The organism is Bradyrhizobium murdochi, assembly GCF_000472965.1.
In the GTDB taxonomy this organism is placed as follows: Bacteria; Pseudomonadota; Alphaproteobacteria; order Rhizobiales; family Xanthobacteraceae; genus Bradyrhizobium; species Bradyrhizobium murdochi.
In genome coordinates this window covers 371,161-386,873 of record NZ_AXAU01000002.1, presented here as the reverse complement: position 1 = coordinate 386,873, position 15,713 = coordinate 371,161, and the positions used below count along the sequence as shown (strand labels likewise).

The 15,713-nt window shown below is 63.2% G+C and carries 17 protein-coding genes; 10 read left to right on the top strand and 7 right to left on the bottom strand.

What is annotated here, in order from left to right; all coding sequences use genetic code 11:
* Positions 1-141: 141 nt before the first annotated feature.
* Genes YUO_RS0109245 through YUO_RS0109225 form a run of 5 tightly spaced genes read left to right on the top strand, consistent with a single transcriptional unit; the run spans position 142 to position 3,728 of the window.
* On the top strand, positions 142-783 hold the full coding sequence (locus YUO_RS0109245; protein ID WP_028346987.1) for a DUF1285 domain-containing protein: 642 nt from the start codon (positions 142-144) through the stop codon (positions 781-783).
* An 8-nt stretch (positions 784-791) separates the two neighbouring features.
* The gene (locus YUO_RS0109240) at positions 792-1,454 is read left to right on the top strand and encodes a CoA pyrophosphatase (protein ID WP_430649532.1); all 663 of its coding nucleotides are present in this window, start codon (positions 792-794) and stop codon (positions 1,452-1,454) included.
* A complete protein-coding gene (locus YUO_RS0109235) occupies positions 1,451-1,714 on the top strand; it encodes a DUF6111 family protein (protein ID WP_028346985.1) in 264 nt (87 codons plus the stop codon). Before YUO_RS0109240 ends, YUO_RS0109235 begins: the two co-directional genes overlap by 4 nt.
* Complete coding sequence (locus YUO_RS0109230; protein ID WP_028346984.1) at positions 1,711-2,970, top strand: CCA tRNA nucleotidyltransferase; 1,260 nt, start codon at positions 1,711-1,713, stop codon at positions 2,968-2,970. Before YUO_RS0109235 ends, YUO_RS0109230 begins: the two co-directional genes overlap by 4 nt.
* Positions 2,967-3,728, top strand: coding sequence for a sulfite exporter TauE/SafE family protein (locus YUO_RS0109225; protein WP_028346983.1), 762 nt, complete (start codon positions 2,967-2,969; stop codon positions 3,726-3,728). The genes YUO_RS0109230 and YUO_RS0109225 overlap by 4 nt, the downstream gene beginning before the upstream one ends.
* Before the next feature lie 6 nt (positions 3,729-3,734).
* Here the strand turns inward: YUO_RS0109225 and YUO_RS0109220 are convergent, their stop codons facing one another.
* From YUO_RS0109220 to YUO_RS0109190, 7 genes are all read right to left on the bottom strand, one after another.
* Positions 3,735-4,775: a hypothetical protein gene (locus YUO_RS0109220; RefSeq protein ID WP_028346982.1), complete on the bottom strand. Its 1,041-nt coding sequence runs from the start codon at positions 4,773-4,775 to the stop codon at positions 3,735-3,737.
* 150 nt (positions 4,776-4,925) lie between these two features.
* Positions 4,926-5,654, bottom strand: a complete 729-nt coding sequence (locus YUO_RS0109215; protein ID WP_028346981.1) for an HAD family hydrolase — start codon at positions 5,652-5,654, stop codon at positions 4,926-4,928.
* A 142-nt stretch (positions 5,655-5,796) separates the two neighbouring features.
* The gene (locus tag YUO_RS0109210) at positions 5,797-6,054 is read right to left on the bottom strand and encodes a YodC family protein (RefSeq protein ID WP_028346980.1); all 258 of its coding nucleotides are present in this window, start codon (positions 6,052-6,054) and stop codon (positions 5,797-5,799) included.
* 69 nt (positions 6,055-6,123) lie between these two features.
* Positions 6,124-7,011 (bottom strand): oxygen-dependent coproporphyrinogen oxidase, encoded by an 888-nt coding sequence (gene hemF, locus YUO_RS0109205; RefSeq protein ID WP_028346979.1) that lies wholly within the window; start codon positions 7,009-7,011, stop codon positions 6,124-6,126.
* A 6-nt stretch (positions 7,012-7,017) separates the two neighbouring features.
* Positions 7,018-7,383 carry a 6-pyruvoyl trahydropterin synthase family protein gene (locus YUO_RS0109200; RefSeq protein ID WP_028346978.1) on the bottom strand — a complete coding sequence of 122 codons (366 nt, stop codon included), beginning with the start codon at positions 7,381-7,383 and terminating at the stop codon, positions 7,018-7,020.
* A 16-nt stretch (positions 7,384-7,399) separates the two neighbouring features.
* Positions 7,400-8,032 (bottom strand): 7-carboxy-7-deazaguanine synthase, encoded by a 633-nt coding sequence (gene queE / locus YUO_RS0109195; RefSeq protein ID WP_028346977.1) that lies wholly within the window; start codon positions 8,030-8,032, stop codon positions 7,400-7,402.
* Positions 8,029-8,514, bottom strand: a complete 486-nt coding sequence (locus YUO_RS0109190; RefSeq protein ID WP_028346976.1) for a tRNA (cytidine(34)-2'-O)-methyltransferase — start codon at positions 8,512-8,514, stop codon at positions 8,029-8,031. The genes queE and YUO_RS0109190 overlap by 4 nt, the downstream gene beginning before the upstream one ends.
* Before the next feature lie 281 nt (positions 8,515-8,795).
* On the opposite strand from YUO_RS0109190, the gene petA reads away from it, so the two are divergent.
* The 5 genes from petA to YUO_RS0109165 all read left to right on the top strand — a co-directional run bounded on the left by petA (position 8,796) and on the right by YUO_RS0109165 (position 15,706).
* On the top strand, positions 8,796-9,326 hold the full coding sequence (petA, locus tag YUO_RS0109185) for a ubiquinol-cytochrome c reductase iron-sulfur subunit (protein WP_028346975.1): 531 nt from the start codon (positions 8,796-8,798) through the stop codon (positions 9,324-9,326).
* 68 nt (positions 9,327-9,394) lie between these two features.
* Entirely contained in the window at positions 9,395-11,467 is a 2,073-nt protein-coding gene (locus YUO_RS0109180; protein WP_028346974.1) for a cytochrome c1, read from the top strand.
* A gap of 143 nt (positions 11,468-11,610) precedes the next feature.
* Positions 11,611-12,285: a dienelactone hydrolase family protein gene (locus YUO_RS0109175; protein WP_028346973.1), complete on the top strand. Its 675-nt coding sequence runs from the start codon at positions 11,611-11,613 to the stop codon at positions 12,283-12,285.
* Positions 12,286-12,318: 33 nt separating this feature from the next.
* Entirely contained in the window at positions 12,319-13,221 is a 903-nt protein-coding gene (locus YUO_RS0109170) for an NAD-dependent epimerase/dehydratase family protein (protein WP_028346972.1), read from the top strand.
* A 319-nt stretch (positions 13,222-13,540) separates the two neighbouring features.
* Positions 13,541-15,706 (top strand): anthranilate synthase component I, encoded by a 2,166-nt coding sequence (locus YUO_RS0109165; protein ID WP_028346971.1) that lies wholly within the window; start codon positions 13,541-13,543, stop codon positions 15,704-15,706.
* Positions 15,707-15,713 lie beyond the last annotated feature (7 nt).

Genomic DNA, 15,713 nt, shown 5'->3' with positions numbered 1-15,713 from the left:
TTATCGGTATTTCGGGGTATGAACGGCATCACGATATGGCGACTTGATCCGCAATAGTACGGGCACAAATCGTCGGGAACACATATCTCGGTATATGTGCACCAATCGTGCCAATCGACGCGCCGAGACTCAGGGCAAACAATGGCGAAGCAAGGGCAAACCAGCGGCCAACGGCACGAAGGCAACGATTCTGACGGCAAGGGGATCGAAGGGCTGACGGCCGCCGCCAGGGAAGCCGTCAATCGCACGCCGGCCGGGAAGGGACTGCCTCCGGTCCATCTGTGGAATCCGCCGTTCTGCGGCGATCTCGACATGCGAATCGCCGGCGACGGGACGTGGTTCTACATGGGGACGCCAATCGGGCGGCCGGCGCTGGTGCGGCTGTTTTCGACCATTCTCAAGCGCGAGGACGGCAAGCACTTTCTCGTTACCCCGGTTGAGAAGGTCGGCATCCGCGTCGACGATGCGCCGTTCCTGGCAGTGGAGATGCAAAACGAGGCCGGCGATCGCGGGCCGCTGTTGCGCTTCCGCACCAACGTTGACGACTGGGTGCCATGCGATTCCGCCCATCGCCTGCGCTTCGAGACGGCCGCCGATGGCGGGCTGACGCCCTATCTGCACGTCCGTGCGGATCTGTGGGCGAAGGTGACGCGCGCGCTCTATTACGATCTGGTTGACATGGGGGAGGAGCGGATGGTCGATGGTCAGCCGATGTTCGGCATCGAGTCCGGCGGCGAGTTCTTTGCCATGGCGGACGCGAAGCAGGTGAGGGATGCGGTTTGAACGAGCCGATGCTGACGAAGATGGAGGCGGCTCCGATCAGCTCGACGGAATTCTTTGCGCGAAGCAGAACCCGGCTGAATTTCGACGTGCCGCCCGGCCTGGTCGATCCCAATGTCATTCCGAGGACGGGCGATGCGGGCAATGATCGCATGCTCGAGATCGTGGCGCGCGAGCAGCCGGTGCGCCCGGCGGCGGTGCTGATCCCGGTGGTCGATCACCACGAGCCGACTGTGTTGCTGACGCAGCGCTCGCCGCATCTTTCCAGCCACGCCGGCCAGATTTCCTTTCCGGGCGGCAAGATCGACGCAATCGACGCTTCCCCGCTCGATGCCGCCTTGCGCGAGGCAGAGGAGGAAGTCGGCCTCAAGCGCGAGTTCATCGAGCCGATCGGTTATCTCGATCTTTATGGAACCGCCTTCGGGTTTCGCATCCTGCCGACGGTGGCGCGTGTGAAGCCCGGCTTTGAGCTGACGATCAACGAAGGCGAGGTGGTCGACGCCTTCGAGGTGCCGCTGGCGTTCCTGATGAATCCCGAGAACCATCAGATCCATTCCAAGGAATTCCGCGGCATGGAGCGCTCCTATTACGCAATGCCGTTCGCCGAGCGTTACATATGGGGTGCGACCGCGGGGATCCTGCGCGTGCTATATGAGCGGATTTATCTCGCATGATCCGTCCGATCTTGACCGAAATCGCAATATTCCTGATCCCGTTCGTGGCCTACGCGCTGTTCCTGATTGCCACCCGTTCGGGCCTGTTCGCGTCCTCCTCCTGGCCGGCACATCTTATCGCCAAACTTGCGCTGGGATCGCTGCTGCTGGTCGCGATCAGCTTCGTGCTGCTCGCCCAATTCTCCGGCGCGCCGCCGAATTCGACCTACGTTCCCGCGCATCTGGAAGACGGCAAGCTGGTTCACGGGGGAGAGAAATGAGCGAGGCACGCGTGCTGTCGGACGCGCCCTGGCTCAGATCCGGTCCGGCCGCGCGCGTGCTCGCGTTGCTCAATGGCGAGGGCGAGGAAGCCCGCGTGATCGGCGGCGCCGTGCGCAATGCGCTTCTGAAAATTCCTCTCGGCGACATCGATATCGCGACGACGGCGTTGCCCGACGAGGTCGTCCGCCGCGCCAAGGCGGCCGGCATCAAATGCGTCCCGACCGGCATCGACCACGGCACGGTCACGCTGGTCGTCGAATCCCACCCATTTGAGATCACGACCTTGCGCGAGGACACCGAGACCTTTGGCCGCAAGGCCAGAGTTGCGTTCGGGCGCGACTGGGTTCGCGATGCGGAACGGCGCGATTTCACTATCAACGGGCTTTCGGTCGATGCCGAGGGCGTCGTGCATGACCATGTCGGCGGGCTTGCCGATATCCAGGCCAAACGCGTGCGTTTCATCGGCGACGCCGGCCAGCGCATCGCTGAGGATTATTTGCGCATCCTGCGCTTCTTTCGCATGCATGCCGCCTACGGGGCGGGCGAGCCCGACCGTGCCGGATATCTCGCCTGCATCGACGGGCGCGCCGGGCTTTCGAGCCTTTCCGCCGAACGCGTGCGCATGGAGATGTTGAAGCTGTTGATCGCGGAAGGCGCCGCGGTTGCGGTGCAGGCGATGGCGGATGCCGGCCTACTGTTGCTGATCTTCGGCGGCGTCACCTACACGGGGACATTCGCGGCGATGATCGCGGCCGAACGGGCGCTGGGCCTGCCGTCGAGCGCCGTGCGCCGGCTCGCCGCGCTCACGGTCGCCGTCACCGAGGACGCCAGGCGCGTCTCGGCACGGCTTCGGCTTTCCAACGCGGAAGCCAAAGCGCTGGATTCGATGGGCCATCGCTGGTGGCGGCTCGCGAGCAAGGACGACGCGCGGGCGCGACAGCTTCTCTATCGGCTCGGCGAGGATCCGTATCGAGACCGGCTGATGCTGGCGTGGGCGCGGGCAGGCGGCGTCGGTAATGACGCCGCGCGCTGGCATGAACTTGCAACCTTGCCGCAGCGCTGGAGCGCGCCGAAATTTCCGCTGAAGGCGGCCGATTTCATCTCCCGCGGCATTGCCGAAGGTCCCGGTCTCGGTCACGTGCTGGCGCTTGCGGAAGACGCCTGGTTGGCTGCCGATTTTCCGCTTGAACCATCCGCCCTTGCCGCGATCGCCGACCAGGCCGCCGCCCGTTTCACCCGCGATCACCGGCTGTGAATATTCTGGCCGGGTTTGCCGATATTTCGCTCGGTCAACTCGTGCTGGTTGGAGGCATGGCGCTATTGGCTTCCGTGGTCGGCGGGCTTGCCGGCTATGGTACCGGCGCCTTGATGCCGCTGGTCCTCGTGCCGCTCGTCGGCGCCGAGCCCGTGGTGCCGATCATCGCGATCTCGGCAATCTTCACCAATATTAGCCGCTTCGTGGCGTATTTTCGCTATGCCGACCAGCGTCGCGCGCTGATCGTGATCGGCGCCGCCATGCTGACGACGGCGCTCGGCGCGTATGGCTACACGCGGCTGACCAGCGCCGGCGCGGCGCTCGTGATCGGCAGCATGCTGATCCTAAGCGTGCCGCTACGTCGGCTGGCCAAGCACCGCGATATCAAGATCGGCGATACCGGCCTTGGCGTGAGCGCGGTGGGTTATGGCGTGGTGGTCGGCGGCACATCAGGTTCCGGGGTGATCCTGCTGTCGTTGCTGATGGCGTCTGGCCTCGAGGGAGCTGCCGTGATCGCTACCGACGCGGTGATCTCGGTCGTGACCGGTCTCATCAAGATTTCGGTGTTCGGCCTTGCCGGCGCCGTCACTGCGCAGGTGCTTGCCTTCGCGCTCCTGATCGGCGCCATCGCAATTCCCGGCGCGTTCCTCGCCAAGGCGTTCGTTGAACGCATGCCGGTGCACATCCATACTGCGATCCTCGACGCCGCCGTGATTGTCGGCGGCCTCGTCATGATCACCGCGGCGTTGCGGCACTGATTGGGATCAATGCGTGAGCGATGCCGTGCGGATCGGGAAGCAGTTCAAGCTTGATATGTTCCAGACAAAGGGCACGTTGCACCAAAGGCCGGCCGGGCGATATTTCACCCGAATTTGCTCCAACTGATACAGCGCCAGACTGCTGAACGCATTGATCCGGCCAGCCAGATCGTCCAGTTCGGCGTTGATCTCCTTTTCTCCCTGGAGAATATCGCTTTCCTTCGCGGCGTCGCCGACGCTCCCGGCGGCCCATTGCCGCGCTGCCGCCAGCTTGTTGTGCGCGGCCTCGAAGCAGTAATGCATCGTCAGGACATGGTGTTTGGCGCTGTACCAGTAGATTCGCTTTGCTGCCCTGTCTTGAGGGCCGGCGCAGATTCGGATGAATGCGTCTTTCGGTCTGGTCGTATCGTCAACGCCACGCTTTTCGGCCATCGCGCAATATTTGTCGTCGGCAACTTCCTTGGGTGGTGTGTCGTCATCCGGCGCATGCACGTTTCCGAAGGCCGGAAAATTAAACTTGTCGGAACAATCGAAGGCGTAGTCGCGCAACACTCGTCGTGACAGCGGGTCCTCGTCGACGTTACGCTTCTCGGCCGGATCGCGATATGTATTGCTGGCCCAGTCGATGTAGATTTCGGCCTTTCGGGTGAGAAGGTCGATGTTTTCACGGAGTTCGTTCCGTGCTTTCTCATAACTTTCCGAAATCGCCCGCGCGTTGCTGGTGGCCAGCGCCTTGTCGCCGGCATCGGATTTCTCGCCGACGGCGCGCACGAAATCGGTGTAAAGGGTTTGCTGCAACCCCTGCATTTTGGAGAATGCGTGTGAGATCTCGGTGAAAGTTGCGGCGGCCAAGTTCATGTCTTCCTTGGCCTGGCTGCTCACCTTCTCCTGATAGGCGTTGAGATATTGGAAGTAGCCGACCACGAGGCTGCTCAGCACCGTAACCAGCGACAGGCCTTTGACGATGTCGAGCCCGTGATTGAACTTCCAAAGCCACCTGAGCGGGGCGGCTGTCGGTGCGATATCATGCGTGTCGTCGTTCGGCATCGGTGAACCCCCAACCCTTGGACTTCAACCTTGAACCAACCTCGACACAATCTGGGATTGTCGGCCTCGGCACTGTGAGACAACTCACACTACACGCGATCGTGTGATGGGCAGGCAGCGGTCAGGGGCGCGCCGTCAGCTCTTGGGCCGTCAGCCCTGGCGGGGCAGCAGTTCCGTCAGCGAGCGGATGATGCGGTCGGGCTTCACGGTGGAATTCGGCGGCAGGCCGTCGCCATGCACGTCGATCCAGATGGCATAGATGCCGAGCCGCTGCGGCGCCACCACCTCCCATTCCAGATTGTCGCCGATCATCCAGGTCTCGGGCGCGGTGACGCCGAGCGCCTGCATCGCGTGCAGATAAGCGCGCTCGTCCGGCTTGCCGAAACCGTGCTCGCCTTCGATCTGGATGTGATCGAAACGGTGCGACAGCGCGAAGCGTTCGACCTTGGCTCGCTGGGCACCCGCGGCGCCGTTCGTGACCAGCGCCAGCTTCACGCCGCGTGCCTTCAATTCGTCGATGGCGTCATGCGCGCCGGGGAAGACGAACATTTCCTCTTCACGGTAGGAGGTAAAGCGGTCTGCCAACCGTATCGCGAGGTCTTCAGGCAGGACGTGACCATCTTCGGCAAGCGCGGCAAATCCGTTCCTGACGGTGATGCGCCGCGCTTCATCGAGCTTGAGCCGCCATTCGGCTTCGGCAACAGCCCAGAATTTGCGCGCGGAATCCAGAACGGCGGTGGCAACCTGCTGCGAGGTCAGGGGCCCGAACTCGGTGGCGAACTCGGACGTGACATTGTGCCAGGCGATCTCAGGACGTCCATAGGCCGACAGGATGGTGTCGTCCATGTCGATCAGCATCGCGCGGGGCAGGTGGGTCATTGTTTCGCGGCCATCTCACTTCAAGCGTCGTCGGCCGCGGGAAGCAGCCGCGGACTTGCCGCGAATATCAGATCACCCGCACCGGGTCCAATCCCGGAAGCCACGCCGCCGGACCATGGAAGCCCGGCGGCGCAAAAATGCCTCATGCAACCTTGTTGGCGCGGTCGTCCTCTTCCTCGTCCTCGTCCTCGGCTTCCTCTTCGTCCTCGTCTTCTTCTTCGTCTTCGTCTGACGTATCGGCTTCGGCGAGCTCTAGGACGGCAAGCGGCAGCGTCTCGCGGAACAGATCGCCTTCATTGCCCATCCATACGCACGCAACGTTGCCGTCTTTGACCTCCACCACACTGAGAGGATGGCCGCCGGACTTCAGAATGACGACGTCGCCTGGTTTCAAATCCATGATCTACTCCTCGGATTACATGACACGAATCGCACCATAGCGATCAGTCATGACAACCCGATCATGCGATCATGGCCACTTTACCTCCGGCGGCATCGACGAGAGGATGGAATCCACATTGCCGCCAGTCTTTAGCCCAAAGATCGTGCCGCGATCATAGAGCAGGTTGAACTCGACGTAGCGCCCGCGCTGGATCAACTGTTCCTCGCGGTCGGCGGCATTCCAGGGAAGGGCGAAATTGCGGCGGACCAGTTCAGGATAGATTTTCAGGAAGGCGCGGCCGACCTCCTGGGTAAAGGCGAGGTCGGCGTCCCAGTCACCTGAATCGTGCCAGTCGTAGAAGATGCCGCCGATGCCGCGCGCTTCCTTGCGGTGCGGCAGATAGAAATATTCGTCGCACCATTTTTTGTACTTGTCGTAATCGGCGACGCCGTTCGATCCCCTGCAGGCCTCCTTCATCGCCTGATGGAAGGCGAGCGTGTCGGGGTCATCCTGGGTGCGCCGGCGGTCGAGCACCGGCGTCAGATCCGCCCCGCCGCCGAACCAGGCCTTGGTGGTGACCACGAAGCGGGTGTTCATGTGCACCGCCGGCACGTGCGGGTTACGCATGTGCGCAATCAGCGAAATGCCCGACGCCCAGAACCTGGGATCGTCGGCCGCGCCGGGTATCTGCGCGCGGAATTCCGGTGCGAACTCGCCATGCACGGTCGAGCAGTGCACGCCGACCTTCTCGAACAGCCGCCCGCGCATCATCGACATCACCCCGCCGCCGCCGGGCTTGCCGGTGTGGTCGGTGCGGTCCCAGGGCGTGCGCACGAAGCGACCGGCCTCGCCGGGATAGAGGGCGGGCGGCGCGTCGTCTTCCAGCTTTTCGAAGGCCGCACAGATGTCGTTGCGCAGCGCTTCGAACCAAGCTCTCGCGCGTGTCTTGCGATCCTCGATGACTGACATGTCCATTGGCGCTCAGCCCTGCGGCCCGAAATACGTGCAGCTCTCGTTGCAACTGTCGCGATGAACGCTGACGCGGATGACCTGGCCTGCGTGCTGGACCCGCTCGAAGATGTAGCGCGAAATGTTTTCCAGCGTCGGAGTCCCCAGCGCCTCGACCTTGTTGAGGAGCTTGTGGTCGAGTACTTTCCGAACTTCTTCCATGCTGCGTTCGAGCAGGCCGAGATCGAGCACCATGCCGGTTTCCGGGTCGGGCGTGCCGCGCACGCTCACTTCGGCGCGAAACGAGTGGCCGTGAATTTCCTCGCTGGCCGCGCCGAAGGTCGTTCCCTTCAGGGAATGCGCAGCTTCGAAGCGAAACGATTTCGTCAGTTCCCACATCTTGAAAATCTAAATCCTATCTGATGCCAAGTGTCTTGTGCGTCTGCAGGCTGAGCCGCCATTGCGGATGGCGCAGGCAGTAGTCGACCGCACGCGCGGTGTTTTCGAGCACGTCGGGTCCATCCATCGGCTGCAGCGAAAAGCGCTCGAAATCGAGCCTCGCAAAATCTTCCGGCGCCGCGCCCGTCTGCGGATAGACCAGCTTCAATTCGTGGCCGCGGCGCACCACGAGCTCGGCGCCGGCTTTCGGACTGACGCAGACCCAGTCGATCCCTTCGGGCGGTTCGATCGTGCCGTTGGTCTCGATGCCAATGGCGAAGCCGCGCGCATGCAGCGCATCGATGAAGGGGGGATCGACCTGCAGCAGAGGCTCGCCGCCGGTCAGGACCACGTAGCGGTTGGTATTCTCGCCGGTCCATTGCGCGGCGATGGTGTCGGCGAGTTCGTCCGCCGTGGCATAGCGACCGCCGAGCGTGCCGTCGGTGCCGACAAAGTCGGTATCGCAGAACTGGCAGGTGGCGCTCGCGCGGTCCTGTTCGCGGCCGCTCCAGAGGTTGCAGCCGGAAAAACGGCAAAACACGGCCGCGCGGCCGGCATGCGCGCCTTCGCCCTGCAACGTCAGAAATATTTCCTTGACCGCGTAGCTCACACCTTCTCCTTGGACCCGATCTCGCCTGCAATCGGATGACCCGTCTGACGCATCGCCTCGCCTAGTGCCATGGCGGCCGCCATCGCCACATTGAGCGAACGCAAGCCCGGCCTTATCGGGATCGTCACCCGAGCGTCGGCCGCGGAGACGACCTCGTCGGTAACTCCTGCGGATTCCCGCCCGAATAATAGGACGTCGTCACTTCGATAGCGGAAATCCAGATAGGAACCGGCCGCTTTGGTCGTAAACAGCACCAGCCGGGAACCAGCCTCGTTACGCCATTGCTCGAATTTTGGCCATGAGTCATGGCGGGTAAGGACGACGTGATCGAGATAGTCCATTCCCGCGCGGCGGAAATGCCGGTCAGAGGTCGGGAATCCCGCTGGCTCAATGATATGGGCGGCCACGCCCAGGCAGGCACACAGGCGCAGAATCGTCCCGGTGTTCTGGGGGATGTCGGGCTGGAAAAGCGCAATCTGCATGGTGTCAGGCTTTGGTGGCGCGAATGAAATGTTTCGAATAAATCACGGCCGGGCGCCGATTTAGTGCATTGCACGCTATCGAGCCGATAGCGGGCTTGCGCTCTCACGGCAAGGGTGCCAATAGAACGATTCTGGACTGCTTGTTCCGCCGGAATGGGGGGAGGAAAAGCGGTTTTTCTGCCGCCGCGGGGGCCGCGGGCGCCGGCAGCCTCCTCCGGGGCGCGCGTTTGCGCGGGTCCGGGGCGGTTCCGCTGGCTGCAGACAAGAAAGGGCTTGAGATCGTGACGACAGCGTCTTCGGCGGACCATCCGACACGCCGTGATTTTCTTTATGTTGCAACGGGAGCCGTCGCTTCCGTAGGCGCGGCTGCCACGGTGTGGCCGCTGGTTTCCCAGATGAATCCGGATGCCTCCACGGTCGCGGCCGGTGCGCCGATCGAGGTCGACCTGACCCCAATCGCCGAAGGACAGGACATCAAGGTGTTCTGGCGCGGCAAGCCGATCTACATCAGCCACCGGACCAAGAAGCAGATCGAAGAAGCCCGCGCGGTGTCGGTGTCGAGCCTGCCCGATCCGCAGAGCGACGAGGCGCGGGTCAAGCCGGGCCATGACCAGTGGCTGGTCGTCGTCGGCATCTGCACCCACCTCGGCTGCATCCCGATCGCCCATGAGGGCCAGTACGACGGCTTCTTCTGTCCGTGCCACGGTTCGGTGTACGACACGTCGGGCCGGATTCGGCAGGGACCTGCGCCGACCAATCTGGCCGTGCCGCCCTACACCTTCGTTTCCGATACCAAAATCCAGATCGGCTAAGGGCTCGGACGCCAGTCCGAGACCGCCCTTAAGCCGTTGCGTCGTTTTACTTCCTCAGGATCGCATCAATGAGCGGACCATCCGATTTCCAGCCGACCAATCCCGCCTTGAAGTGGATCGAACGGCGCCTCCCAATCATGGGACTCATGCATTCGTCGTTCGTGGCGTATCCGACGCCGCGTAACCTGAACTACTGGTGGACGTTCGGCGCCATCCTTTCGTTCATGCTGGTCGTGCAGATCCTGACCGGCGTGATCCTGGCGATGCACTACACGCCGCATGCCGACATGGCGTTCAAGTCGGTCGAACTCATCGTCCGCGATGTCAATTACGGCTGGCTGCTGCGCAACATCCACGCCAGCGGCGCCTCGATGTTCTTTTTCGCTGTCTACATTCACATGTTCCGCGGCCTTTATTACGGATCGTACAAGGAGCCGCGTGAAGTGCTCTGGATCCTCGGCGTCATCATCTATCTCCTGATGATGGCAACCGGCTTCATGGGCTACGTGCTGCCGTGGGGCCAGATGAGCTTCTGGGGTGCCACCGTGATCACCAACCTGTTCTCGGCCGTGCCCTATTTCGGCGAGAGCATCGTGACGCTGTTGTGGGGCGGCTATGCCGTCGGCAATCCGACGCTGAACCGCTTCTTCTCGCTGCACTACCTGCTGCCGTTCGTGATCGCCGGCGTCGTCGTGTTGCACATCTGGGCACTGCACGTGGCGGGCCAGAACAATCCGGCCGGCGTCGAGGCGAAGACGGAAAAGGACACGGTGCCGTTCACGCCTTACGCGACCATGAAGGACATGTTCGGCGTCTCGTGCTTCCTGCTGTTCTTCGCCTGGTTCATCTTCTACATGCCGAACTATCTCGGCGACGCCGAGAACTACATCCCGGCCAATCCCGCGGTAACGCCCGCCCACATCGTGCCGGAATGGTACTATCTGCCGTTCTACGCGATCCTGCGCTCGATCCCGAACAAGCTTGCCGGCGTCGTGGCGATGTTCGGCGCGATCCTCATCCTGGCGTTCCTGCCCTGGCTCGATAGCGCCAAGACCCGCTCGTCGAAATATCGTCCGCTGGCCAAGCAGTTCTTCTGGATGTTCGTTGTCGTCTGCATCGGGCTCGGCTATCTCGGCGCGCAGCCGCCGGAGGGCATCTACGTCATCGTCGGCCGCATCCTGACCTTCCTCTACTTCGCCTATTTCCTGATCTTGCTGCCGTTGCTAGCTCGGATCGAGAAGCCCCGCCCGGTGCCGAACTCGATCGCGGACGACGTGCTGGCAAAGACGGGCGGCAAGCCGGCGCCGATGGTCTCGACCGTCATCGCGCTGATGGTGGCAGGCGGTCTGCTGCTGGGCGGCGCCGAGAGCGCCCGGGCCGCCGAAGGCAGCACCAAGCCGCCGGCCCAGAAGTGGTCGTTTTCAGGCCCGTTCGGCAAGTTCGACCGCGGCGCCATGCAGCGCGGTCTGAAGGTCTACAAGGAAGTCTGCGCATCCTGCCATGGCCTGTCGTTCGTCGCCTTCCGCAATCTCGCCGAAGCCGGCGGTCCCGGTTACTCGGTGGCGCAGGCCCAGGCGTTCGCCTCCGAATACAAGGTCAAGGACGGCCCGAACGACCAGGGCGAGATGTTCGAGCGGCCGGGTCGGCCCGCCGATTATTTCCCGTCGCCGTTCCCCAACGAGCAGGCGGCGCGCGCGGCCAATGGCGGCGCTTTTCCACCGGACCTGTCGTTGATCACCAAGGCGCGCAGCTACAGCCGTGGCTTCCCGATGTTCCTGATCGACTTCTTCACCCAGTATCAGGAGCAGGGACCGGACTACGTCACGGCGCTGTTGCAGGGCTATGAGGACAAGCCGCCGGCTGGCTTCAATCTGCCGGAAGGGTCCTTCTACAACACCTACTTCCCCGGCCACGCCATCAAGATGCCGAAGCCGTTGAGCGACGGTCAGGTCACCTACGACGACGGCTCGCCGGCCACGGTTGCGCAGTACGCCAAGGACGTCACCCACTTCCTGATGTGGGCCGCAGAGCCGCACATGGAGGCGCGCAAGCAGCTCGGCCTGCAGGTGTTCGTGTTCCTGATCCTGCTCACCGTCTTGCTGTACTTCACCAAGAAGAAGGTCTGGGCCAACGCCCACTGAGCTTCATTGAAGCGTCATGAATTCGGAAAGGCCCCTTCGGGGGCTTTTTTGTTGGGCCCAGCAATGCGCCGGCGGGCGATTGCGTCCCAATCCCGCAGCGGCCAAAATGGCTGCAACCGATCGAGAAGTCAGCGGAGGAACCCATGGGCACCCACATCACCTTCAAGCGTCCGGACGGCAAGGAAACCGCCGGCTTTCTCGCCAATGCCGCGCGCGGCAACGCGCCGGGCGTGGTGGTGGTGCAGGAATGGTGGGGCCTGTCGGAGAACATCAAGGGCCTGTGCGACCGCTTTGCGGTAGCCGGCTTCGATGCGCTGGCGCCCGATCTCTACAAGGGCGTCGTGGTGCCGTATCACGATACGGACGCGGCCAACGCGCAGATGAACTCGCTGGATTTCATGGACGCCACTACCCAAAATGTACGTGGCGCCGCGCAATATCTCGCACGCAACGGCGCCAAGGTGGGACTCACCGGCTTCTGCCTCGGCGGCGCCGTAACCATCATCGGCGCGACCAAGATTCCGGAGTTCGCGGCGGGCGTCGTATTCTACGGTATCCCGCCGGAGCAGGCCGCCAAACCTGCCGACGTGAAAATCCCGCTGCAGGCGCATTTCGCCAACAAGGACGACTGGTGCACGCCGGCCGCGGTCGACGCCTTCGAAAAGGCGATGAAGGACGCCGGCAAGTCGCTTGAGCTGTTCCGCTACGATGCCGAACATGCCTTCGTGAACGAGCAGCGCATGGCCGTGCATGACCGCCAGGCCGCCGAGCTTGCCTGGGGCCGGGCGACGGAATTTTTCAGGAAGCATCTTGGCTAAGTTGAGCGCATCTCGGCGAAGGGTTGGCCGCGCATGAAAATCTTCTGCACGGGTGCATCGGGCTATATCGGCGGTTCGGTTGCGGCTCATCTCATTGCCGCCGGACATCAGGTGACCGGATTGGTTCGCTCGCCTGAAAAAGCCGAAGCGGTTCGCGCGCGAGGCGTCCAGCCCTTGCTTGGAACGCTCGACGACAGGGAAATCCTGGCGCAAGCCGCGCAGGCCGCCGAAATTGTCGTCAATGCGGCGAGCGCGGATCACAGAGGCGCGGTCGAAAGCCTGCTCGGCGCACTCGCCGGAAGCGGCAAGCCGTTCATCCACACATCGGGATCGAGCATCGTGGGCACCCGCGCCAAGGGCCAGCGATCGGATGCGACCTTCGACGAAGACACGCCGATTACGCCATCGCCCGCGCGCGCAGCGCGGGTCGCGCTGAACGAGTTCATTCTGTCCCATCGCGATAACGAATGTCGGCCGGTGATCATCTGTCCGAGCCTGATCTATGGCAGAGGCCTTGGCGCTGGGCGAGACAGCGTGCAGGTGCCGTTGCTGATCAATCTCGCAAAAAAGCGCGGCAACGCCGCACATGCCGGGCCCGGCGAGAACATCTGGTCGAACGTGCATATCGACGATCTCGTGACGCTCTACGCGCTTGCCATCGAGAAGGCGCCGACAGGCAGCTTCTATTTCGCCGAGAACGGCGAGAATTCGATGCATGAAGCGTGCGAGGCCATCAACCGCATGCTGGGTTTTGCAGGGCCGCCGACGGCGATGTCGATGGCCGAAGCCGCCGCCGAATGGGGCGAGGGCACGGCCGAGGACACGATGGCGTCGAACAGCAGGGTGCGGGCAAAACGCGCGCGACAGGAGCTTGGTTGGCAGCCGAAGGCGCGGGGACTGATCGAGGAGATCGAGAGCGGGTGTTATCGGGAGTAGCGCCGCAAACCCAACTGTCGTCCCTGCGAAACGCAGGGACGACGCGGTTTGTTGGGCGACACATCTGACCGCTAACCACCCAAAGTTGGGTCTGGGGCGGGCTTCCTGGCCCATCCCTCCCTTGACATCGCCTCCGCCGGATGGTGATTAGGTTCCCATGAGCACTGTTGTTGCCCCCTGCCGTCTCTGGTGGCGCACCTCCTAAGAGGTGGCCGGTGCGATTTCATTTTTTCAATCGTCGAAGGTCGCCATCGCAGTGCGACGGTTCCTTCGTTTGTCCTGTGTGGCGCGCCCTCCCGAGGTTTCGTAAGAGGATCACATGAACAGGACAGCCTTCTCCCTGCCGGAGCACAGCGAATACCGGACCAGCGGCGGTCTGGCGATTTTGCGCGCCGTCGAGCAGTTCACCGGCAACGCCAAGCGCCTTGACGACCTGATCGAGCTGCTCGATCGCCGCCGTGGCGTGGTGCTGTCCTCCGGCACCACGGTGCCGGGACGTTACGAAAGCTTTGACCTCGGCTTTGCCGATCCACCGCTGGTGCTGGAAACGGCCGGCTCGAATTTCTCGCTCCAAGCGCTGAACGCGCGCGGTGAGGTGCTGATCGCCTTCCTCGGCGATGTGTTGCGCGAGCCCTGCGTCGTCATTTCGGAGCGGAGCGAGCGGCGATTGGCCGGCCACATCATCCGCGGCGCCGCGCCGGTCGAGGAAGACCAGCGCACCCGCCGTGCCAGCGTGATGTCGCTGGTGCGCGATCTCGTCGCCGCCTTCACCGCAAACGACGATCCGCTGCTCGGCCTGTTCGGCGCCTTCGCCTACGACCTCGTGTTCCAGATCGAGGACCTCGTGCAGAAGCGGGCGCGGGAGGCTGACCAGCGCGATATCGTGCTCTACGTGCCGGATCGCCTTCTGGCCTACGACCGTGCCACCGGCCGTGGCGTGGTGTTGAGCTACGATTTCTCCTGGAAGGGAAGGTCCACCCAGGGCCTGCCGCGCGACACCGACGAGAGCGTTTACGCCAAAACACCGCGGCAGGGATTTGCCGATCATGCGCCCGGCGAATATCAGGCAACGGTCGAGGTCGCGCGTGCGGCGTTCGCGCGCGGCGACCTGTTCGAGGCGGTGCCGGGGCAACTCTTCGCCGAGCCCTGCGAGCGTTCGCCGGCGGAGGTGTTCCAGCGGCTGTGCCGCATCAACCCGTCGCCCTATGGCGCGCTGATGAATCTCGGAGACGGCGAATTTTTGGTGTCGGCCTCGCCGGAAATGTTCGTGCGCTCCGACGGCCGCCGGGTCGAGACCTGCCCGATTTCGGGCACGATTGCGCGCGGCGTCGATGCGATCGGCGATGCCGAGCAAATCAGGCAATTGCTGAACTCGGAAAAGGACGAGTTCGAGCTCAACATGTGCACCGACGTTGACCGCAACGACAAGGCGCGCGTCTGCATCCCCGGCACGATCAAGGTGCTGGCGCGGCGGCAGATCGAAACCTATTCGAAGCTGTTCCACACCGTGGACCACGTCGAAGGCATGCTGCGCCCGGGCTTCGATGCGCTGGATGCCTTCCTGACGCACGCCTGGGCGGTTACCGTGACCGGTGCGCCGAAATTGTGGGCCATGCAGTTCGTCGAGGACAATGAGCGTTCGTCGCGGCGCTGGTATGCCGGCGCCATCGGCGCCGTGAATTTCGACGGCAGCATCAACACCGGGCTGACCATCCGTACCATCCGCATGAAGGATGGGCTGGCCGAAGTGCGCGTCGGCGCCACTTGCCTGTTCGATTCCGATCCGGCCGCGGAAGATCGCGAGTGCCAGGTGAAGGCGGCTGCGCTGTTCCAGGCACTGCGGGGCGACGCGCCGAAGCCGCTGTCGACCTTTGCGCCCGACGCGACCGGCTCGGGCCGCAAGGTGCTCTTGATCGACCACGACGACAGTTTTGTTCATATGCTGGCGGATTATTTCCGGCAGGTCGGCGCAAGCGTAACCGTGGTCCGGCACGTGCATGCACAGGAGATGCTGAAGCGGAAGGGCTGGGATCTCCTGGTCTTGTCGCCGGGCCCGGGTCGTCCGGAGGATTTTGGAATCTCGAAGACCATTGGAACGGCGCTGGACCGAAAACTGCCGATCTTCGGTGTCTGCCTCGGCGTGCAGGCGATCGGCGAGTATTTTGGCGGCCAGCTCGGTCAGCTCACTCAGCCGGCGCATGGACGGCCGTCGCGGGTTCAGGTGCGCGGCGGACGGCTGATGCAGAACCTGCCGAATCAGATCGTGATCGGCCGCTATCATTCGCTCTATGTCGAGCGCGACACCGTGCCCGATGTTCTCGAGGTCACCGCGACCACCGAGGACGGCGTCGCGATGGCGATCGAGCACAAGACCTTGCCGGTCGGCGGCGTGCAGTTTCACCCGGAGTCGCTGATGTCGCTCGGCGGCGAGGTGGGACTGCGTATCGTCGAGAATGCCTTTCGTCTGAATGCGCCCGTCACTTGAGGATTGC

Coding starts and splice junctions, on each gene's coding strand:
- YUO_RS0109190 (WP_028346976.1), bottom strand. CDS start 8,514: ATGCAGATTGCGCTTTTCCAGCCCGACATCCCCCAGAACACCGGGACG.
- YUO_RS0109200 (WP_028346978.1), bottom strand. CDS start 7,383: ATGTGGGAACTGACGAAATCGTTTCGCTTCGAAGCTGCGCATTCCCTG.
- YUO_RS0109215 (WP_028346981.1), bottom strand. CDS start 5,654: ATGACCCACCTGCCCCGCGCGATGCTGATCGACATGGACGACACCATC.
- YUO_RS0109180 (WP_028346974.1), top strand. CDS start 9,395: ATGAGCGGACCATCCGATTTCCAGCCGACCAATCCCGCCTTGAAGTGG.
- YUO_RS0109230 (WP_028346984.1), top strand. CDS start 1,711: ATGAGCGAGGCACGCGTGCTGTCGGACGCGCCCTGGCTCAGATCCGGT.
- YUO_RS0109240 (WP_430649532.1), top strand. CDS start 792: ATGCTGACGAAGATGGAGGCGGCTCCGATCAGCTCGACGGAATTCTTT.
- YUO_RS0109170 (WP_028346972.1), top strand. CDS start 12,319: ATGAAAATCTTCTGCACGGGTGCATCGGGCTATATCGGCGGTTCGGTT.
- YUO_RS0109210 (WP_028346980.1), bottom strand. CDS start 6,054: ATGGATTTGAAACCAGGCGACGTCGTCATTCTGAAGTCCGGCGGCCAT.
- YUO_RS0109235 (WP_028346985.1), top strand. CDS start 1,451: ATGATCCGTCCGATCTTGACCGAAATCGCAATATTCCTGATCCCGTTC.
- YUO_RS0109165 (WP_028346971.1), top strand. CDS start 13,541: ATGAACAGGACAGCCTTCTCCCTGCCGGAGCACAGCGAATACCGGACC.
- YUO_RS0109245 (WP_028346987.1), top strand. CDS start 142: ATGGCGAAGCAAGGGCAAACCAGCGGCCAACGGCACGAAGGCAACGAT.
- YUO_RS0109220 (WP_028346982.1), bottom strand. CDS start 4,775: ATGCCGAACGACGACACGCATGATATCGCACCGACAGCCGCCCCGCTC.
- hemF (WP_028346979.1), bottom strand. CDS start 7,011: ATGGACATGTCAGTCATCGAGGATCGCAAGACACGCGCGAGAGCTTGG.
- YUO_RS0109175 (WP_028346973.1), top strand. CDS start 11,611: ATGGGCACCCACATCACCTTCAAGCGTCCGGACGGCAAGGAAACCGCC.